Genomic DNA, 14,185 nt, shown 5'->3' on the forward strand with positions numbered 1-14,185 from the left:
TTTCTCTCTTCTTTGGTGTCTGAAGTCGATACGAATAAGTCGGTGTGCGGCGCGGCCGCCCGGGCTGTGCAGTCCGGGCGGCTGCGCCGGACTACACTTCCTCTACGGAGTTCGGTTCCGACCGGGACAGGTCGATGCCGAGCTCTTCTGCGGCACGGAATGATTCCTCGTCCGATTCGCGCATTTCGATTGTCTGGCCGTCGGTGCCGAGCACCTCGACGTTCAGGCACAGCGACTGCATTTCCTTGATCAGAACCTTGAACGATTCCGGAACACCTGGCTCCGGGACGTTCTCGCCCTTCACGATGGCTTCGTAGACCTTCACGCGGCCGTGGATATCATCCGACTTGATGGTCAGGATTTCCTGCAGCGTGTAGGCGGCGCCGTAGGCCTCCAGGGCCCACACTTCCATCTCACCGAAGCGCTGGCCACCGAACTGCGCCTTACCGCCCAGCGGCTGCTGGGTGATCATGGAGTACGGGCCGGTGGAACGGGCGTGGATCTTGTCGTCCACCAGGTGGTGCAGCTTCAGGATGTACATGTAGCCGACAGCAACCGGATCCGGGAACGGCTCGCCGGAGCGGCCGTCGAACAGACGGGCCTTGCCGGTGTTGCCGATCAGGCGCACGCCGTCGCGGGTTTTGTTGGTCGAATCCAGGATTCCGCGGATTTCCTCTTCCGAGGCGCCGTCGAAGACCGGGGTTGCCACGGTGGTCGGGCCCGACTGGCGAGGCAGGTTCGGCAGGTCCTTGACCCAAGCCGGCTCTCCCTCGATGTTCCAGCCCTGCTTGGCAGCCCAGCCCAGGTGGATTTCCATGACCTGGCCGACGTTCATACGGCCTGGCACACCCAGCGGGTTCAGCACGACGTCCAGCGGAGTGCCGTCCTCCAGGAACGGCATGTCCTCCAGCGGCAGGATCTTCGAGATGACGCCCTTGTTGCCGTGGCGGCCTGCGAGCTTGTCACCGTTGGTGATCTTGCGCTTCTGGGCCACGTACACGCGGACCAGCTGGTTCACGCCCGGGCTCAGCTCGTCGTCGTTGTCGCGGTCGAAGATGCGCACGCCGATGACGGTGCCCGACTCGCCGTGCGGCACCTTCAGGGAGGTGTCGCGCACTTCGCGGGACTTCTCGCCGAAGATGGCGCGCAGCAGGCGCTCTTCCGGGGTCAGCTCGGTTTCGCCCTTCGGGGTCACGCGACCCACCAGCACGTCGCCGGCCTCGACCTCTGCACCGATGTACACGATGCCGCGGTCATCGAGCTGGGAGAGGATGTCTTCCGAGACATTCGGGATGTCGCGGGTGATTTCCTCGGCGCCCAGCTTGGTGTCGCGGGCGTCGACCTCGTGCTCCTCGATGTGGATCGAGGTCAGCACGTCCTCGAAGATCATGCGCTGGGAGAGGATGATCGCATCCTCGTAGTTGTAGCCTTCCCAGGACATGAATGCCACGAGCAGGTTCTTGCCCAGGGACAGCTCGCCCTTGTCGGTGGACGGGCCGTCGGCGATGATCGACTGGTACTCCAGGCGGTCGCCTTCGGACACGCGCACGCGCTGGTTGTAGGCGTTGCCCTGGTTGGAGCGCGCGAACTTCATGATCGGGTACATCGACTCGGTGCCGTCGTCGTTCATGACAACCACCAGGTCGGCCGATACCTCGGTCACGACGCCCGGCTTGTTGGCCACCACGGAGTCGCCGGCGTCAATCGCGGCGTACTTCTCCATGCCGGTGCCCACCAGCGGACGGTCCGACTTCAGCAGCGGCACAGCCTGGCGCTGCATGTTGGCGCCCATCAGTGCGCGGTTGGCGTCGTCGTGCTCCAGGAACGGAATCAGGGCGGTAGCCACGGACACCATCTGGCGCGGGGAAACGTCCATGAAGGTCACTTCGTCGGCGTCGACGATGACAGGCTCGCCGCCGCCGCCCTTTTCACGGACCAGCACGGCGTCTTCGGTGAACGCGCCGTTATCGTCCAGCGGGGCGTTGGCCTGCGCGATGTAGTGCTGCAGCTCGTCGTCCGCGGTCAGGTACTCGACCTCGTTGGACACGACGCCGTTGGACACCTTGCGGTACGGGGTCTCGATGAAGCCGAAGGCGTTGATGCGGCCGTAGGTCGCCAACGAACCGATCAGGCCGATGTTCGGGCCTTCGGGGGTTTCAATCGGGCACATGCGGCCGTAGTGCGACGGGTGGACGTCTCGAACTTCCATGCCGGCGCGGTCGCGCGACAGGCCGCCCGGGCCCAGGGCCGACAGGCGGCGCTTGTGGGTCAGGCCGGCCAGGGGGTTGTTCTGGTCCATGAACTGCGAAAGCTGGGAGGTTCCGAAGAACTCCTTGATCGCAGCCACCACGGGGCGGATGTTGATCAGGGTCTGCGGGGTGATCGCCTCGACGTCCTGGGTGGTCATGCGCTCGCGCACAACACGCTCCATGCGGGACAGGCCGGTGCGGATCTGGTTCTCGATCAGCTCGCCCACCGCGCGGATGCGGCGGTTGCCGAAGTGGTCGATGTCGTCCACGTTCACCGGAACGTCGACGATCTCGCCCTTGCGGGTGCCCTGGACGGTCTTCTCGCCGGCGTGCAGCGCAACGAGGTAGCGGATCATGGCGACCAGGTCGTCGATCGAGAGCACCGAGGCGTTCTCCGCGTTGACCGGGGTCTCGACGCCGAGCTTGCGGTTGATCTTGTAACGACCGACCTTGGCCAGATCGTAGCGCTTCGGCTCGAAGTACATGTTCTTCAGCAGGGCCTGGGCCGCCTCGACCGTAGGAGGCTCGCCTGGACGCAGCTTGCGGTAGATGTCCAGAAGCGCTTCGTTCTGGTCCTTGATGTTGTCCTTCTCAAGGGTGGCGCGCACCGAGTCGTACTGGCCGAATTCGGACAGGATCTGCTCTTCGCTCCAGCCCAGGGCCTTCAGCAGGACGGTGACCGACTGCTTGCGCTTGCGGTCAAGGCGTACGCCGATCTGGTCGCGCTTGTCGATTTCCAGTTCGAACCATGCACCGCGGGACGGGATGATGCGTGCCGAGTAGATGGTCTTGTCACTGGTCTTGTCCGGTGCGGACTCGAAGTAGGCGCCCGGGGAGCGGACCAGCTGGGACACGACGACACGCTCGGTGCCGTTGATGATGAAGGTGCCCTTTTCGGTCATCAGCGGGAAATCGCCCATGAACACGGTCTGCTGCTTGATTTCGCCGGTTTCATTGTTCATGAATTCGGCCTTGACGTACAGCGGTGCCGAGTAGGTGGCGTCGCGGTCCTTGCACTCCGCAATGGTGTACTTCGGATCAGCGAACTCCGGATCCGAGAAGCTCAGGGACATGGTGTCCTGGAAGTCCTCGATCGGGGAGATTTCCTCGAAGATTTCGGCCAGACCCGAGGTGTTCGGCACGCTGGAGTCGCCAGCGGCTTCAGCCTTGGTCAGGCGCTCTACCCAGCGCTCGTTGCCGACGAGGCGGTCAAAGCTCTCGGTCTGCAATGCCAGCAGGTTAGGCACTTCAAGTGGTTCGTGAATCTTTGCAAAAGAAAGTCGGCCAGCGTATGCAGCATCGCGAGCCGAACTAGCGGTTTGGTTGTTAGGGTTGCTCGAGGCGACCAAGATGGATCCTTCCAAAGACCGTCAGGTTTCCGAACGCTTACCGTGCTAAGGTGCCTGTCATAGGACAGGCCCTCATTTTTCGTCCACGAGACCCACCGCTATATGAAGGCCGCGCGCGCAAACAGTAAGGCGCAAATTTCAACCTTACCGGAGGAATTTGCACTTGTCGACACCTCCGCCCGGAATCCGTGCTATAGTTTTGGGTTCTGCTCACGCAGGTCGGCCCCCACGCATCCCGGGATCCCGGGTTTCCCGCGGTATTCCGCGTGCCCCACTCCCCCGGATCGACACTTTTCCCAGATGATTCCGGCATTTTTTATGCGCCCAAAGCATCACCCGCATATGAACTGGTTCACATTTCGATCGCGCGGATTCGCGGGAAAACCTCAACGTGCGATTAGTCACAGCAGTGCAGTGCGGCCGTTGATGCTGCATCCAGGGGCCAGAATGACGCTGTTTTTGCGACCTTCGAAAATTTTCTCGCTTCATGACTTCCGAACCTCGGCGATCGGCCCCATCATCGCGGCAACGGGTGTTGGTGCTTTTCTTACTGCATGCCCCGCCTGGAACTGGGCATCGCTACGGCGAGTATCGCATCGGCATACGCCCCTTGCCGATTCTTCTGCACTAGGCTCAGCTATAAGCACGCCGCGGTCGCTGCGCTGCGCATCTGGATTGCGACCAGCCTGGTCACGTGATGAGGAGTAGTTTCAATGTCGGATCTGAAGTCGTCGGAAGCAATGACCCGCGTTCTGTTGGATGCCGCACGGCGCGAGGTGCCGATCGACATCGTGCCCCGCGCTGCGGCGAAGTCCCTGGAGGAAGCCGCCGAACTGCTGGGTGTGGTTCCCGAACACCTGCTCAAGACCCTGGTGCTCAAGCGTTCGGACGATTCTTTCGTCTTCGCCCTGATTCCGGGCGGCCGGAAGCTGGATTGGCCCAAGATCCGCGCGGTGCTCCAGGTCAACAAGCTCTCCCTGCCCGATGCGCAGACCGCATTGGCCGTGACGCATTACGCGCGCGGCACCATCACGCCTTTTGGCTCCCATACCGCATTGCCGGTCATCATCGACGCCAGCGTTTTCGCCGAGCCGGTACCGGAACGCGTGGCCATGGGCAGCGGTGATCCGCTGCATGGGCTGCTGGTGGATCCCCAAGACCTGGTCAGCGGCTTTGAGGCCACGATTGCCGATATTTCGACTCAGGAATAGCCACGTCGGGCTTCGCAAAGACGATCCGGACTGCGGCCTTGGCCTTGGTCAGTCCCGCGATGGTGCCATTGCGCAGGAGCAGGCCCAGCGGATTCTCGATGAACCGCACGACCACGTAGGACCACAGCATCAGCACCGCGATGGTGCCGGCCAAGAGGAGATACTTGTTCACCTGGCCATGCAGCTGCTCGATAATCCACCATCCCCAAAGCTGATGGAACAAGTACAGCGGGAAGGTCAGGGACCCCGCCACGGCCAGCCATTTGGCTTGGACATGTTGCAGCGGGGTTAGTGTGCACAGGGCCAGCAGGCCCACGCAGAGCACGATCAGCAGCTGGAAATGCCATGCGGGCACGTGCATGTTCGACAACTGCAACGCGTCTTCACTGCCCTTGAAGCCCGTGAAGTAGGCGGCAATCACCGTATTGAATGCCACGGCCAACCAGCGCAGCACGCTGTGTCCGCTGCGGTAGATCAGGTAGAGCACCATGCCTGCGGCGAACAGTGCAGCATAAGGGCCCGCGATCCATTCCTGGAGCTTGGCGTAGCTGGTGAAGTGCAGGTAGAGGCCCAAAGCCGGCCAGAGCACCGAGAGCAGCATGATCGATTTGTTGGTGATCAAGCCGCAAAGCAGCATCACGCCCAGCAGGATGTAGAAGCGCAGCTCGACCCAGAGCGTCCAATACACGCCGTCGAGATGCCGCACCTCGAAAGCCGTTTGCATCATGGTCAAATTCGGCAGGATGTCAGAGGGGGCGCGTCCATCGGCGATCGATGGCCAGATCACGAAGGACAACAGGGCCGCGGCGAGCACGGCGACCCAATAGGCGGGATAGAGCCTGCCCACGCGCGATCCGATGAACTGGATGACTGATTTCCCCTGCAACGACATCAGGATGACGAATCCGGAGATCAGGAAGAACAGTTGGACGCCGATTTGGCCGTAGCGGGTTGCCACGGAGAGCACCGGCCAGGCGTCGGGGGCATACTGGCCCCAAAAATTGTGGCCCCACGCGGTGTAGTGATAGAGGACTACGACCACGGCGGCGGTGATGCGTAGCCCGTCCAGCAAACCCAAGCGCGGGGCTGGTTTACGCTTCTGAAGGGTATCGCTTTTTGGCACGCTAATAAGCTTAAACACTGAACCTATAAAAACGCTGTTAATAGAAACGTTATAAAGGTATTTCTAAGTATTCATTCAGTTAACGGCCAAGGGCCCACAGATCGAAACCTGTGGACCCTTGGTAATAAGTTGCGAGTGACCGCGTAACTTACTTAACGGTAACGGTTGCACCGGCAGCTTCGAGGGCTTCCTTGGCCTTCTCAGCAGCGTCCTTTGCAACACCCTCAAGCAGAGCCTTAGGAGCTGCGTCAACGAGCTCCTTAGCTTCCTTCAGGCCCAGGGAAGTCAGTGCGCGAACTTCCTTGATGACTGCGATCTTCTTGTCGCCAGCCGCCTCCAGAACTACGTCGAATTCGGTCTGCTCTTCAGCAGCGGCTTCTGCGCCGGCAGCCGGACCTGCAACTGCAACAGCAGCAGCGGTAACGTCGAAGGTCTCTTCGAATTCCTTAACGAACTCGGAGAGCTCGATGATGGTCATTTCCTTGAATGCGGAAAGCAGCTCTTCGTTGGTGAGCTTCGCCATGGTCGGCGTCCTTTCGGTTTTGGCCTTGCGGCCTATGAATTTGGGTTACGTTGCGAGAGAATCTCGAAAGCTTAGGCTTCTGCCGGGGCTTCCTCGGCGGCAGCGCCACCGTTCTCTTCGAGCTTTGCACGCAGGGCGTCGACGACGCGGGCAGCGGCGGAAGCTGGAGCCTGCAGCACGGCAGCAACACGTGCCAGCTGAGTCTCGCGCGATTCCAGTGCAGCCAGGGCTTCGATGCCAGCCGTGTCAAGTGCCTTGCCTTCGAACCAACCGGTCTTGATAACCAGCTTTTCGTTGACCTTGGCGAACTCCGTGAGGCTCTTTGCGGCAGCAACTGCATCGCCCTTAATGAAGGCGATAGCGGTCGGACCGGAAAGCTGGTCATCGAAAGCTTCGATGCCGGCTTCCTTCGCTGCGATAGCGGTCAAGGTGTTCTTCACAACGGCGTACTTGGTCTCCTGACCAAGCGAGCGGCGCAGATCCTTGAGCTGTGCAACGGTAAGCCCACGGTATTCGGTCAAGACAGCCGCAGACGAATCTTTGAAGTCAGCAGTGATCTCTTCAATCGCTGCAGTCTTGCTCGGGGTTGCCATAACACTCCTTCCGGGGATTTGTTCGGTACCGTTTCATAACCGGCGAGGCCATAAAAAAGGCCCCGCGCAGGAGCACAGGGCAGTTTAACTCATTCAAGTCAAAGCAAATCTATGAAACCTGCGTTGGTTGTCCTTGCGGACCTTTAGGAGCATAAATGCTCAACCGACGGTCTTCGGTATTTCTATTGTAGGCGTGCGTCATGCCCTCATCCAAATTCAGCGACATCGACAGGGAGGTGATCCTGCCCACGCGATTCGCAATTTAAAAAGACAAGGCCTGCATCTAGCACTTGGGGGACGCTAGATGCAGGCTACTTGTCGATGAATAAGCTTTGGGGAAACTTACCCATCCAGCGCCTGCATAGTCTTGGGGGTCCCATGCAGACACCGCTGAATAACTCAGTGCTTCAATGGTAACATTTCTTGCTCGCGACACAGAACCGAAAGCTGGCAAATTCCAATGAATTTCCCATGTTTTCAGGGGTTGGGAGCCCGTAAACCGCGAGATCATGGGGTTAAACGCATGATGAAATAATTTGAACTCATTTGCATGTTTATGCGCTAGCGGCCAATCTCGGCGCTTTCTCGGGATTCCCGCGGCCGCGCTTCCTGGCGGGTTCTCCACCTTCCGACTCCGGTCCGGGGCAAAACGGAACCTGGGCCCAGAAGGCGCCCTCGACGCATCTCCGCTCGCATGCTCTCCCCCACCATGTGTAGCCGGGGCAGCCGGCGCAGCGGATCGCCAACCTGCGCTGCAGGCCCGAGCACTGCTTGGCACGGACCGGCTGGGCCCGGGACAGACCGAAGCTGTAACGCAAAAGCCCGCGGGCTCCACCACGATCAGTGATGGAGCCCGCGGGCTCAGCCAAGCTCTAAAGCCTAGGCCTCAACGCGGGTTACGTTCGAGTCAACAGGGATGCCTGGACCGAAGGTGGTGGCGATGGTGGCCTTCGAGATGTAGCGACCCTTCGAAGCCGAAGGCTTCAGGCGCATAACCTCATCCAGTGCAGCTGCGTAGTTCTCGGTCAGCTGCTTGGCATCGAACGAAGCCTTGCCAATGATGAAGTGCAGGTTCGAGTGCTTGTCGACGCGGAAGTCGATCTTGCCGCCCTTGATGTCGTTGACAGCCTTGGCCACATCCATAGTCACGGTGCCGGTCTTAGGGTTTGGCATCAGGTTACGTGGGCCGAGGATCTTACCCAGGCGGCCAACCTTGCCCATCAGGTCCGGGGTAGCAACCGCTGCGTCGAAGTCGGTCCAGCCGCCCTGGATCTTCTCGATCAGGTCGTCCGAGCCAACGAAGTCGGCGCCGGCTTCGCGGGCTGCCTCAGCCTTGTCACCGTTGGCGAAAACAACCACGCGGGCGGTCTTGCCGGTGCCGTGTGGCAGGTTCACGGTGCCGCGAACCATCTGGTCGGCCTTACGTGGGTCAACACCCAGGCGGAATGCAACCTCAACGGTCGACTGGGTCTTGTCGCCAGCGATCTCCTTGGCCAGGGCGATTGCCTCGGCTGGAGCGTAGAACTTGTCAGCCTCGATCTTAGCCGCGGCGGCTACATATGCTTTGCTGCGCTTTGCCATCTGCGTTATCTCCTTATGCAGTCGTGGTCGTATGGACCGCGCGGGGTCCTGCCACGGGCGAAAGTCCAGGTGAACTGTTCGCCTTTTCTTGAATTCTTGAGTGTCCTTCACCCATGGGGTGAATGACCGAAGGCGTTATTAGCCTTCTACGGTCACGCCCATGGAGCGAGCGGTGCCGGCGATGATCTTGGCTGCTGCAGCCAGATCGTTGGCGTTGAGGTCAGCCATCTTGGAGGTGGCGATTTCCTCAACCTGTGCCTGGGTCAGGTTTGCAACCTTGTCGGTGTGCGGAACACCCGAACCCTTGGCGATGCCGGCAGCCTTCTTGATCAGCTCAGCTGCAGGTGGGGTCTTGGTGATGAAAGTGAACGAACGGTCTTCGTACACGGTGATTTCAACTGGAATCACGTTACCGCGCTGCGACTCGGTGGCAGCGTTGTAAGCCTTGCAGAATTCCATGATGTTGACGCCGTGCTGGCCAAGTGCAGGACCAATTGGAGGAGCTGGGTTAGCAGCACCTGCCTGGATCTGCAGCTTGATGAGTCCGGTGACCTTTTTCTTTGGGGCCATGTCGGGTCCTTCTACTCTTGCAGTTCCCACAGCACAGGAGCGTGGTGCGGGTTGTGGCCGTCGTGGCGCGACAGCCGAACGCGCCCTCACTTCGAAAGCACTCGAAGCGGGGCACGAAGACTTAATACTACTGGATCTTAGTGACCTGGTTGAAGTTCAGGGTCACCGGGGTCTCGCGTTCGAAGATCGAAACGAGCACAACCAGCTGCGCGGCTTCCAGCTTAATCTCGGAGATCGTGGCCGGCATGGTCTCGAACGGACCATCGTTGACGATGACCGATTCGCCGACCTCGAAGTCCACCGTGACCTCGGTAATCGGGGCGCGACCTGGCTTCGCGGCGTTTGGCTGCTCGGTCGGGTCGACCACGGTGTGCTCCAGCATGGAGAACACTTCGTCGAGGTTCAGCGGGTTCGGATCGTGGGCGTTGCCCACGAAGCCGGTGACGCCTGGGGTATGGCGAACAACACCCCATGATGCGTCGGTCAGTTCCATGCGGACCAGGACGTAGCCCGGGATACGTACGCGGCGCACGATCTTGCGCTGGGTGTTCTTAACCTCGACAACCTCTTCCATCGGGACCTGGATTTCGTAGATGAAATCTTCCATGTCCTGGGTCTGGATACGGGTTTCGAGATTGACCTTAACGCGGTTTTCGTAACCTGCGTAGGTGTGGATTACGAACCAGTCGCCCGGAAGGCGGCGCAGCTTGGCGCGGAATTCTTCCTTGAGCTTGGCCACCTTGTCGGCAGCGTCCTCTTCAACTGGAGCTTCTTCCTCGGCGTCTGCATCATCGGCATCCACGTCCGCAACGAAAGCCTCGAAGGATTCGTCAACCGCTACGGTTGCCTCTTCGGTTTCGTCGATGGCAGCTTCTTCAGCTGCCTCCACCTGATCGCCGGCGGCTTCAACGAACTCGTTTTCGACCTCGTCATTAATCTGCGGTTCGAGTTCCTTGTCGGACACTGCGGATCCTGCTTTCTTTGACTGGATGACACTAAAATTGCCTCGGAGCGATTATACCGCCGAGGCAATCAAATTACTGTTCTACTTGCCGGGTGAACAGGAGGATCGATCCCTGCCCGAAGACGAAGTCCAAGGCCGTGACGATCGCGATGACCACCACGACGAAGCCAAGAACGACGAAGAAGTAGTTCACGAGTTCGCTGCGCGTTGGCGTGACGACCTTTTTCAGTTCGCCGATAACCTGGCGGAAGAACAGCATGATGCGGGCGAAGATGCCCTTCTTCTGCTTGCCCTTGCCCGGGTTCACTACAGCCTCTGTCACGCTGTTCCTCGTTTCAATTTTTTGGCCAGTTGAAACAATCACGGTGTGCCGCAGCCGTTCTGACCACAACACACCGTGACGTGAGATTCTCGCTGAGCGATAGATCGCTGCTGCGCAGGGCAGACAGGACTCGAACCTGCAACCTGCGGTTTTGGAGACCGCTGCGCTACCAATTGCGCCACTACCCTTTAGAGCTGAATGCCCTGTTGCACATCCATCAGCGGATTCAGCGTTGTGCCTTGTCCGTTCCGATGTCTTTGCAACGAGAAATAACTTTACGCAACGAAATCCAAAATGTCGAACTGGACAGATGTGGTGTGGCGCATAACGCATTTTCGCCACCGCTGGACCGGTCGTGAGAGGTCATTTTTACGGTTCGGCGTGGGAACCGCGCCCGCGGGATCTAGACTAGAGGCATCACCAACCCTCGTTGACTTCAGGACGAAATCTTCCATGTCTAGAATCTCTCGCCGCATCGGCGCCATTTCCGAATCCGCAACCCTCGCTGTTGATGCCAAGGCCAAGGCCCTGAAGGCCGCGGGACGCCCGGTCATCGGTTTCGGCGCTGGTGAGCCTGACTTCCCAACCCCGGATTACATCGTCGAGGCAGCCGTCCAGGCCGCCCGCGATCCGAAGAACCACCGCTACTCCCCGGCCGGCGGACTTCCCGAGCTGCGTGAAGCCGTTGCAGCGAAGACCCTGCGCGATTCGGGCTACGAGATTGCCCCGTCCCAGGTCCTGATCACCAACGGCGGCAAGCAGGCCGTCTATAACACCTTTGCCGCGCTGCTGGATCCCGAAGACGAGGTCATCGTCCCGGCTCCGTACTGGACCACCTACCCGGAAGCCATACGGCTGGCCGGCGGCAAGCCGGTGGACATCTTCGCCGGACCGGAGCAGGGCTACAAGGTCACCGTTGAGCAGCTGGAATCCGTGCGCACCAAGCGCACCAAGATCCTGCTCTTCGTCTCCCCTTCCAACCCCACCGGCGCCGTGTACACCCCGGAGCAGGTCAGGGAGATCGGCCTGTGGGCCGCGGAACACGGCCTGTGGGTTGTCACCGACGAGATCTACGAGCACCTGACCTACGGTGATGCCCAGTTCAGCTCCATCGCCACCCTGGTGCCGGAGCTCGAAGACCGCGTGGTCGTGCTCAATGGCGTGGCCAAGACCTATGCCATGACCGGCTGGCGCGTGGGATGGATGATCGGCCCGAACGACGTCATCAAGGCCGCCACCAACCTGCAGTCCCACGCCACCTCGAACGTCGCCAACGTCTCGCAGCGCGCCGCGCTGGCCGCGGTAGCCGGTCCGCTGGATGCCGTGGAGGAGATGAAGACCGCCTTCAACCGCCGCCGCCTTGCGATCGTCGAAGGCCTGAACACCATCGACGGCCTGCACTGCCCGACCCCGGACGGCGCCTTCTACGCCTATTCGGATGTCCGGGGCCTGCTGGGCCGCGAGATCCGCGGCGTCGTGAACAACACCAGCGCCGAGCTGGCGGCCTTCATCCTGGAACAGGCAGAGGTCGCCGTGGTTCCGGGCGAAGCCTTCGGCCCTTCCGGCTACATCCGCATGTCCTACGCACTGGGCGACGCGGATCTGGCCGAGGGCGTCGAGCGCATGGTCAAGCTGCTGGGCGAAGCCAAGTAAGCCCCTGAACACCACAAGCCGTGGCGCCAACCTTTCCAGGTTGGCGCCACGGCTTGTTTTCTCCCGGGGCCTAGAGGATCTTGCGCTCCACGGCCCAGCGGGTCAGCTCGTGGCGGTTGGACAGCTGCAGCTTGCGCAGCACGTTGGAGACATGCGATTCCACGGTCTTGACCGAGATGAACAGTTCCTTGGCCACTTCCTTGTAGCTGTAGCCGCGGGCGATCAACCGCATCACCTGAAGTTCGCGGTCCGTGAGCAGGTCCAATTCCTCGTCGATCGGCCCCGGGGCCGCCGAGGAACCGAAGGCGTCGAGCACGAACCCCGCAAGGCGCGGGGAGAACACCGCGTCGCCCCCGGCCACCCGACGCACCGCGTCGGAGATCTCCTGGCCCGAAATGCTCTTGGTGACGTACCCCCGCGCCCCGGAGCGGATCACCAGCACCACGTCCTGCGCCGAGTCCGAGACGCTCAGCGCAAGGAACTTGGTCTGGGCGAACAGGTGGGCGCAGGAAGCGAGCACCTCCGCTCCCCCGCCGCCGCGCCCGCCGGGCAGGTGGACATCCAGCAGGACCACGTCCGGGCGCTCGCGTTCGATGACCTCGATGGCCTGCTCCACGCTGCCGGCCTCTCCCACGATCTGCAGGTCCTCGGCCAGGTCAGCCCGCAGCCCGGAGCGGAAGATCGCGTGGTCGTCGACCAGCACTACCCGGTAGGCCGGTTCGATGTTTTCACTCATGATGTTTTCTGTTCTTCCTGGTCGTTGCCGCGCGACATGCTCAACTGTACTTCGGTGCCGTCCTGGTCGCTGCGGATGCGCGCGGAGCCGCCGGCGCGTTCCATGCGTCCGAGGATGGATTCGCGCACCCCGTGCCGGTCCTCGGGGATCGCGCCGAGGTCGAACCCGGTGCCGCGGTCGCGGACGAACACCTCGACCTGCGACGGCGAGCATTCAAGATACACCGAGATCTTGCCCTCGGCGTGCTTCGCGGCGTTCATCATGGCTTCCCGGCTGGCGGCCACCAGCGCCTGCTGTCCGGCGAAGCCCTGGGCGTTGCCCACTGCCACCACGTCGATGTCGCGCAGCATCAGCTGTTCGATGCCCTCCGCCTCGTTCTGGATTTCGACCACCACGTCCTCGGCGTCAAGGTGCTGCTCGCCGTACAGCCACTGTCGCAGCTCGCGTTCCTGCACCCTGGCCAGGGTGCGCACCGCGGCCGGCTCCTCGCTGCGCTTCTGGATCACCGCGAGGGTCTGCAGCACCGAGTCGTGCAGGTGCGCCGCGAATTCCGCGCGCTGCGCGGTGGCCTGCCGGTTGCTGCGCTCGGCCAGGTAGTCGCGCCAGAGCTTCGCGCCCCAGGGCAGCAGCACCACCACGGCGCCGGCGATGATCGCCAGGGCCGCCCAGAACCCGCCCAGCAGATCCCCCACCGAGACGGTGCCGCTGAGGATCGCCAGCAGCCCGCCGATCACCAACACCAGGCCCAGGGCCAGGCGGATGACCAGCGTGGCGCCCAGCTTGCGCTCCGGCCGCACGGCGCTGCGGTCGATCTGCATCCAGGCGAGCAGGATGCCGCCGAGGATGCCGATGACCGGCCAGATCAGGTCCCAGCGGAAGTTCCAGCCGGCCCATTGGCCCAGGGCCAGGACCGCCAGCGCCAGCAGGCCCGCACCGATCAGCGCATCGCGCCAGCGGCTCAGCGACACCGCATTGTCGCGGCCGCTGAACAACCCCTGTTGCACGCGGGCCATTTCCTCGGCCAGGCTGCGGTTCCGGGTGCCCCAGGAACGCAGCTCGTCGGCTTGGGTTTCGTCCGCGCTGGGGGTGAAGACCCACAGCCACCCATACAGCAGCAGCCCGACCCCGCCCAGGGCGCTCAAGGCCAGGAAGCCCAGGCGCACATAGCCGACCGGGATGTTCAGGTGCTCGGCCAGTCCCCCGCAGACGCCGGCGATGAACCGGTTCTCGCTGCGCACGATGAATTTTCGTTGTTCCGGACTTGCCATGCTTCTAAGTCAAGCATGGAATGCCCGGGTTCCGGCGGGTTCT

The 14,185-nt window shown here is 61.6% G+C and carries 12 protein-coding genes and 1 tRNA gene; 2 read left to right on the forward strand and 11 right to left on the reverse strand.

All coding sequences use genetic code 11. The features are described from left to right. Positions 1-91: 91 nt before the first annotated feature. Positions 92-3,598, reverse strand: coding sequence for a DNA-directed RNA polymerase subunit beta (gene rpoB / locus JQN66_RS12100; RefSeq protein WP_188948930.1), 3,507 nt, complete (start codon positions 3,596-3,598; stop codon positions 92-94). A 713-nt stretch (positions 3,599-4,311) separates the two neighbouring features. Between rpoB and JQN66_RS12105 the strand changes: the two genes are divergently transcribed. Next, positions 4,312-4,809: an aminoacyl-tRNA deacylase gene (locus JQN66_RS12105; protein ID WP_204675230.1), complete on the forward strand. Its 498-nt coding sequence runs from the start codon at positions 4,312-4,314 to the stop codon at positions 4,807-4,809. On the opposite strand, the gene JQN66_RS12110 is transcribed toward JQN66_RS12105, so the two are convergent. The 8 genes from JQN66_RS12110 to JQN66_RS12145 form a co-directional block, all read right to left on the reverse strand. Further along, positions 4,763-5,932, reverse strand: a complete 1,170-nt coding sequence (locus JQN66_RS12110; RefSeq protein ID WP_204675232.1) for an acyltransferase family protein — start codon at positions 5,930-5,932, stop codon at positions 4,763-4,765. The two genes, JQN66_RS12105 and JQN66_RS12110, sit on opposite strands and share 47 nt — an antisense overlap. 148 nt (positions 5,933-6,080) lie before the next feature. After that, positions 6,081-6,455: a 50S ribosomal protein L7/L12 gene (gene rplL / locus JQN66_RS12115; RefSeq protein WP_188948933.1), complete on the reverse strand. Its 375-nt coding sequence runs from the start codon at positions 6,453-6,455 to the stop codon at positions 6,081-6,083. Positions 6,456-6,526: 71 nt separating this feature from the next. After that, the gene (gene rplJ / locus JQN66_RS12120) at positions 6,527-7,048 is read right to left on the reverse strand and encodes a 50S ribosomal protein L10 (protein ID WP_188948934.1); all 522 of its coding nucleotides are present in this window, start codon (positions 7,046-7,048) and stop codon (positions 6,527-6,529) included. A gap of 879 nt (positions 7,049-7,927) precedes the next feature. Further along, positions 7,928-8,629: a 50S ribosomal protein L1 gene (rplA, locus tag JQN66_RS12125; RefSeq protein ID WP_188948935.1), complete on the reverse strand. Its 702-nt coding sequence runs from the start codon at positions 8,627-8,629 to the stop codon at positions 7,928-7,930. 138 nt (positions 8,630-8,767) lie between these two features. Then, on the reverse strand, positions 8,768-9,199 hold the full coding sequence (gene rplK / locus JQN66_RS12130) for a 50S ribosomal protein L11 (RefSeq protein WP_188948936.1): 432 nt from the start codon (positions 9,197-9,199) through the stop codon (positions 8,768-8,770). Positions 9,200-9,326: 127 nt separating this feature from the next. Further along, a complete protein-coding gene (gene nusG, locus JQN66_RS12135) occupies positions 9,327-10,163 on the reverse strand; it encodes a transcription termination/antitermination protein NusG (protein ID WP_188948937.1) in 837 nt (278 codons plus the stop codon). A gap of 73 nt (positions 10,164-10,236) precedes the next feature. Beyond that, positions 10,237-10,485, reverse strand: a complete 249-nt coding sequence (secE, locus tag JQN66_RS12140; RefSeq protein WP_188948938.1) for a preprotein translocase subunit SecE — start codon at positions 10,483-10,485, stop codon at positions 10,237-10,239. A gap of 115 nt (positions 10,486-10,600) precedes the next feature. Further along, positions 10,601-10,673: transfer RNA gene (locus tag JQN66_RS12145), tRNA-Trp, on the reverse strand. 265 nt (positions 10,674-10,938) lie between these two features. On the opposite strand from JQN66_RS12145, the gene JQN66_RS12150 reads away from it, so the two are divergent. Beyond that, positions 10,939-12,138, forward strand: coding sequence for a pyridoxal phosphate-dependent aminotransferase (locus JQN66_RS12150; RefSeq protein WP_204675235.1), 1,200 nt, complete (start codon positions 10,939-10,941; stop codon positions 12,136-12,138). 70 nt (positions 12,139-12,208) lie between these two features. On the opposite strand, the gene JQN66_RS12155 is transcribed toward JQN66_RS12150, so the two are convergent. Further along, the gene (locus tag JQN66_RS12155; protein WP_188948940.1) at positions 12,209-12,874 is read right to left on the reverse strand and encodes a LuxR C-terminal-related transcriptional regulator; all 666 of its coding nucleotides are present in this window, start codon (positions 12,872-12,874) and stop codon (positions 12,209-12,211) included. Then, positions 12,871-14,142, reverse strand: a complete 1,272-nt coding sequence (locus JQN66_RS12160) for an ATP-binding protein (protein WP_204675237.1) — start codon at positions 14,140-14,142, stop codon at positions 12,871-12,873. The genes JQN66_RS12155 and JQN66_RS12160 overlap by 4 nt, the downstream gene beginning before the upstream one ends. Positions 14,143-14,185: the final 43 nt, after the last annotated feature.

Origin of the sequence: Glutamicibacter protophormiae (genome assembly GCF_016894325.1) — a bacterium.
Lineage (GTDB): Bacteria > Actinomycetota > Actinomycetes > Actinomycetales > Micrococcaceae > Glutamicibacter > Glutamicibacter protophormiae.

Bases quoted from the DNA above. Each gene is read 5' to 3' on its own strand.
- rplL (WP_188948933.1), bottom strand. From the start codon at position 6,455: ATGGCGAAGCTCACCAACGAAGAGCTGCTTTCCGCATTCAAGGAAATG.
- JQN66_RS12105 (WP_204675230.1), top strand. From the start codon at position 4,312: ATGTCGGATCTGAAGTCGTCGGAAGCAATGACCCGCGTTCTGTTGGAT.
- JQN66_RS12160 (WP_204675237.1), bottom strand. From the start codon at position 14,142: ATGGCAAGTCCGGAACAACGAAAATTCATCGTGCGCAGCGAGAACCGG.
- rplK (WP_188948936.1), bottom strand. From the start codon at position 9,199: ATGGCCCCAAAGAAAAAGGTCACCGGACTCATCAAGCTGCAGATCCAG.
- JQN66_RS12155 (WP_188948940.1), bottom strand. From the start codon at position 12,874: ATGAGTGAAAACATCGAACCGGCCTACCGGGTAGTGCTGGTCGACGAC.
- rplJ (WP_188948934.1), bottom strand. From the start codon at position 7,048: ATGGCAACCCCGAGCAAGACTGCAGCGATTGAAGAGATCACTGCTGAC.
- JQN66_RS12150 (WP_204675235.1), top strand. From the start codon at position 10,939: ATGTCTAGAATCTCTCGCCGCATCGGCGCCATTTCCGAATCCGCAACC.
- rplA (WP_188948935.1), bottom strand. From the start codon at position 8,629: ATGGCAAAGCGCAGCAAAGCATATGTAGCCGCCGCGGCTAAGATCGAG.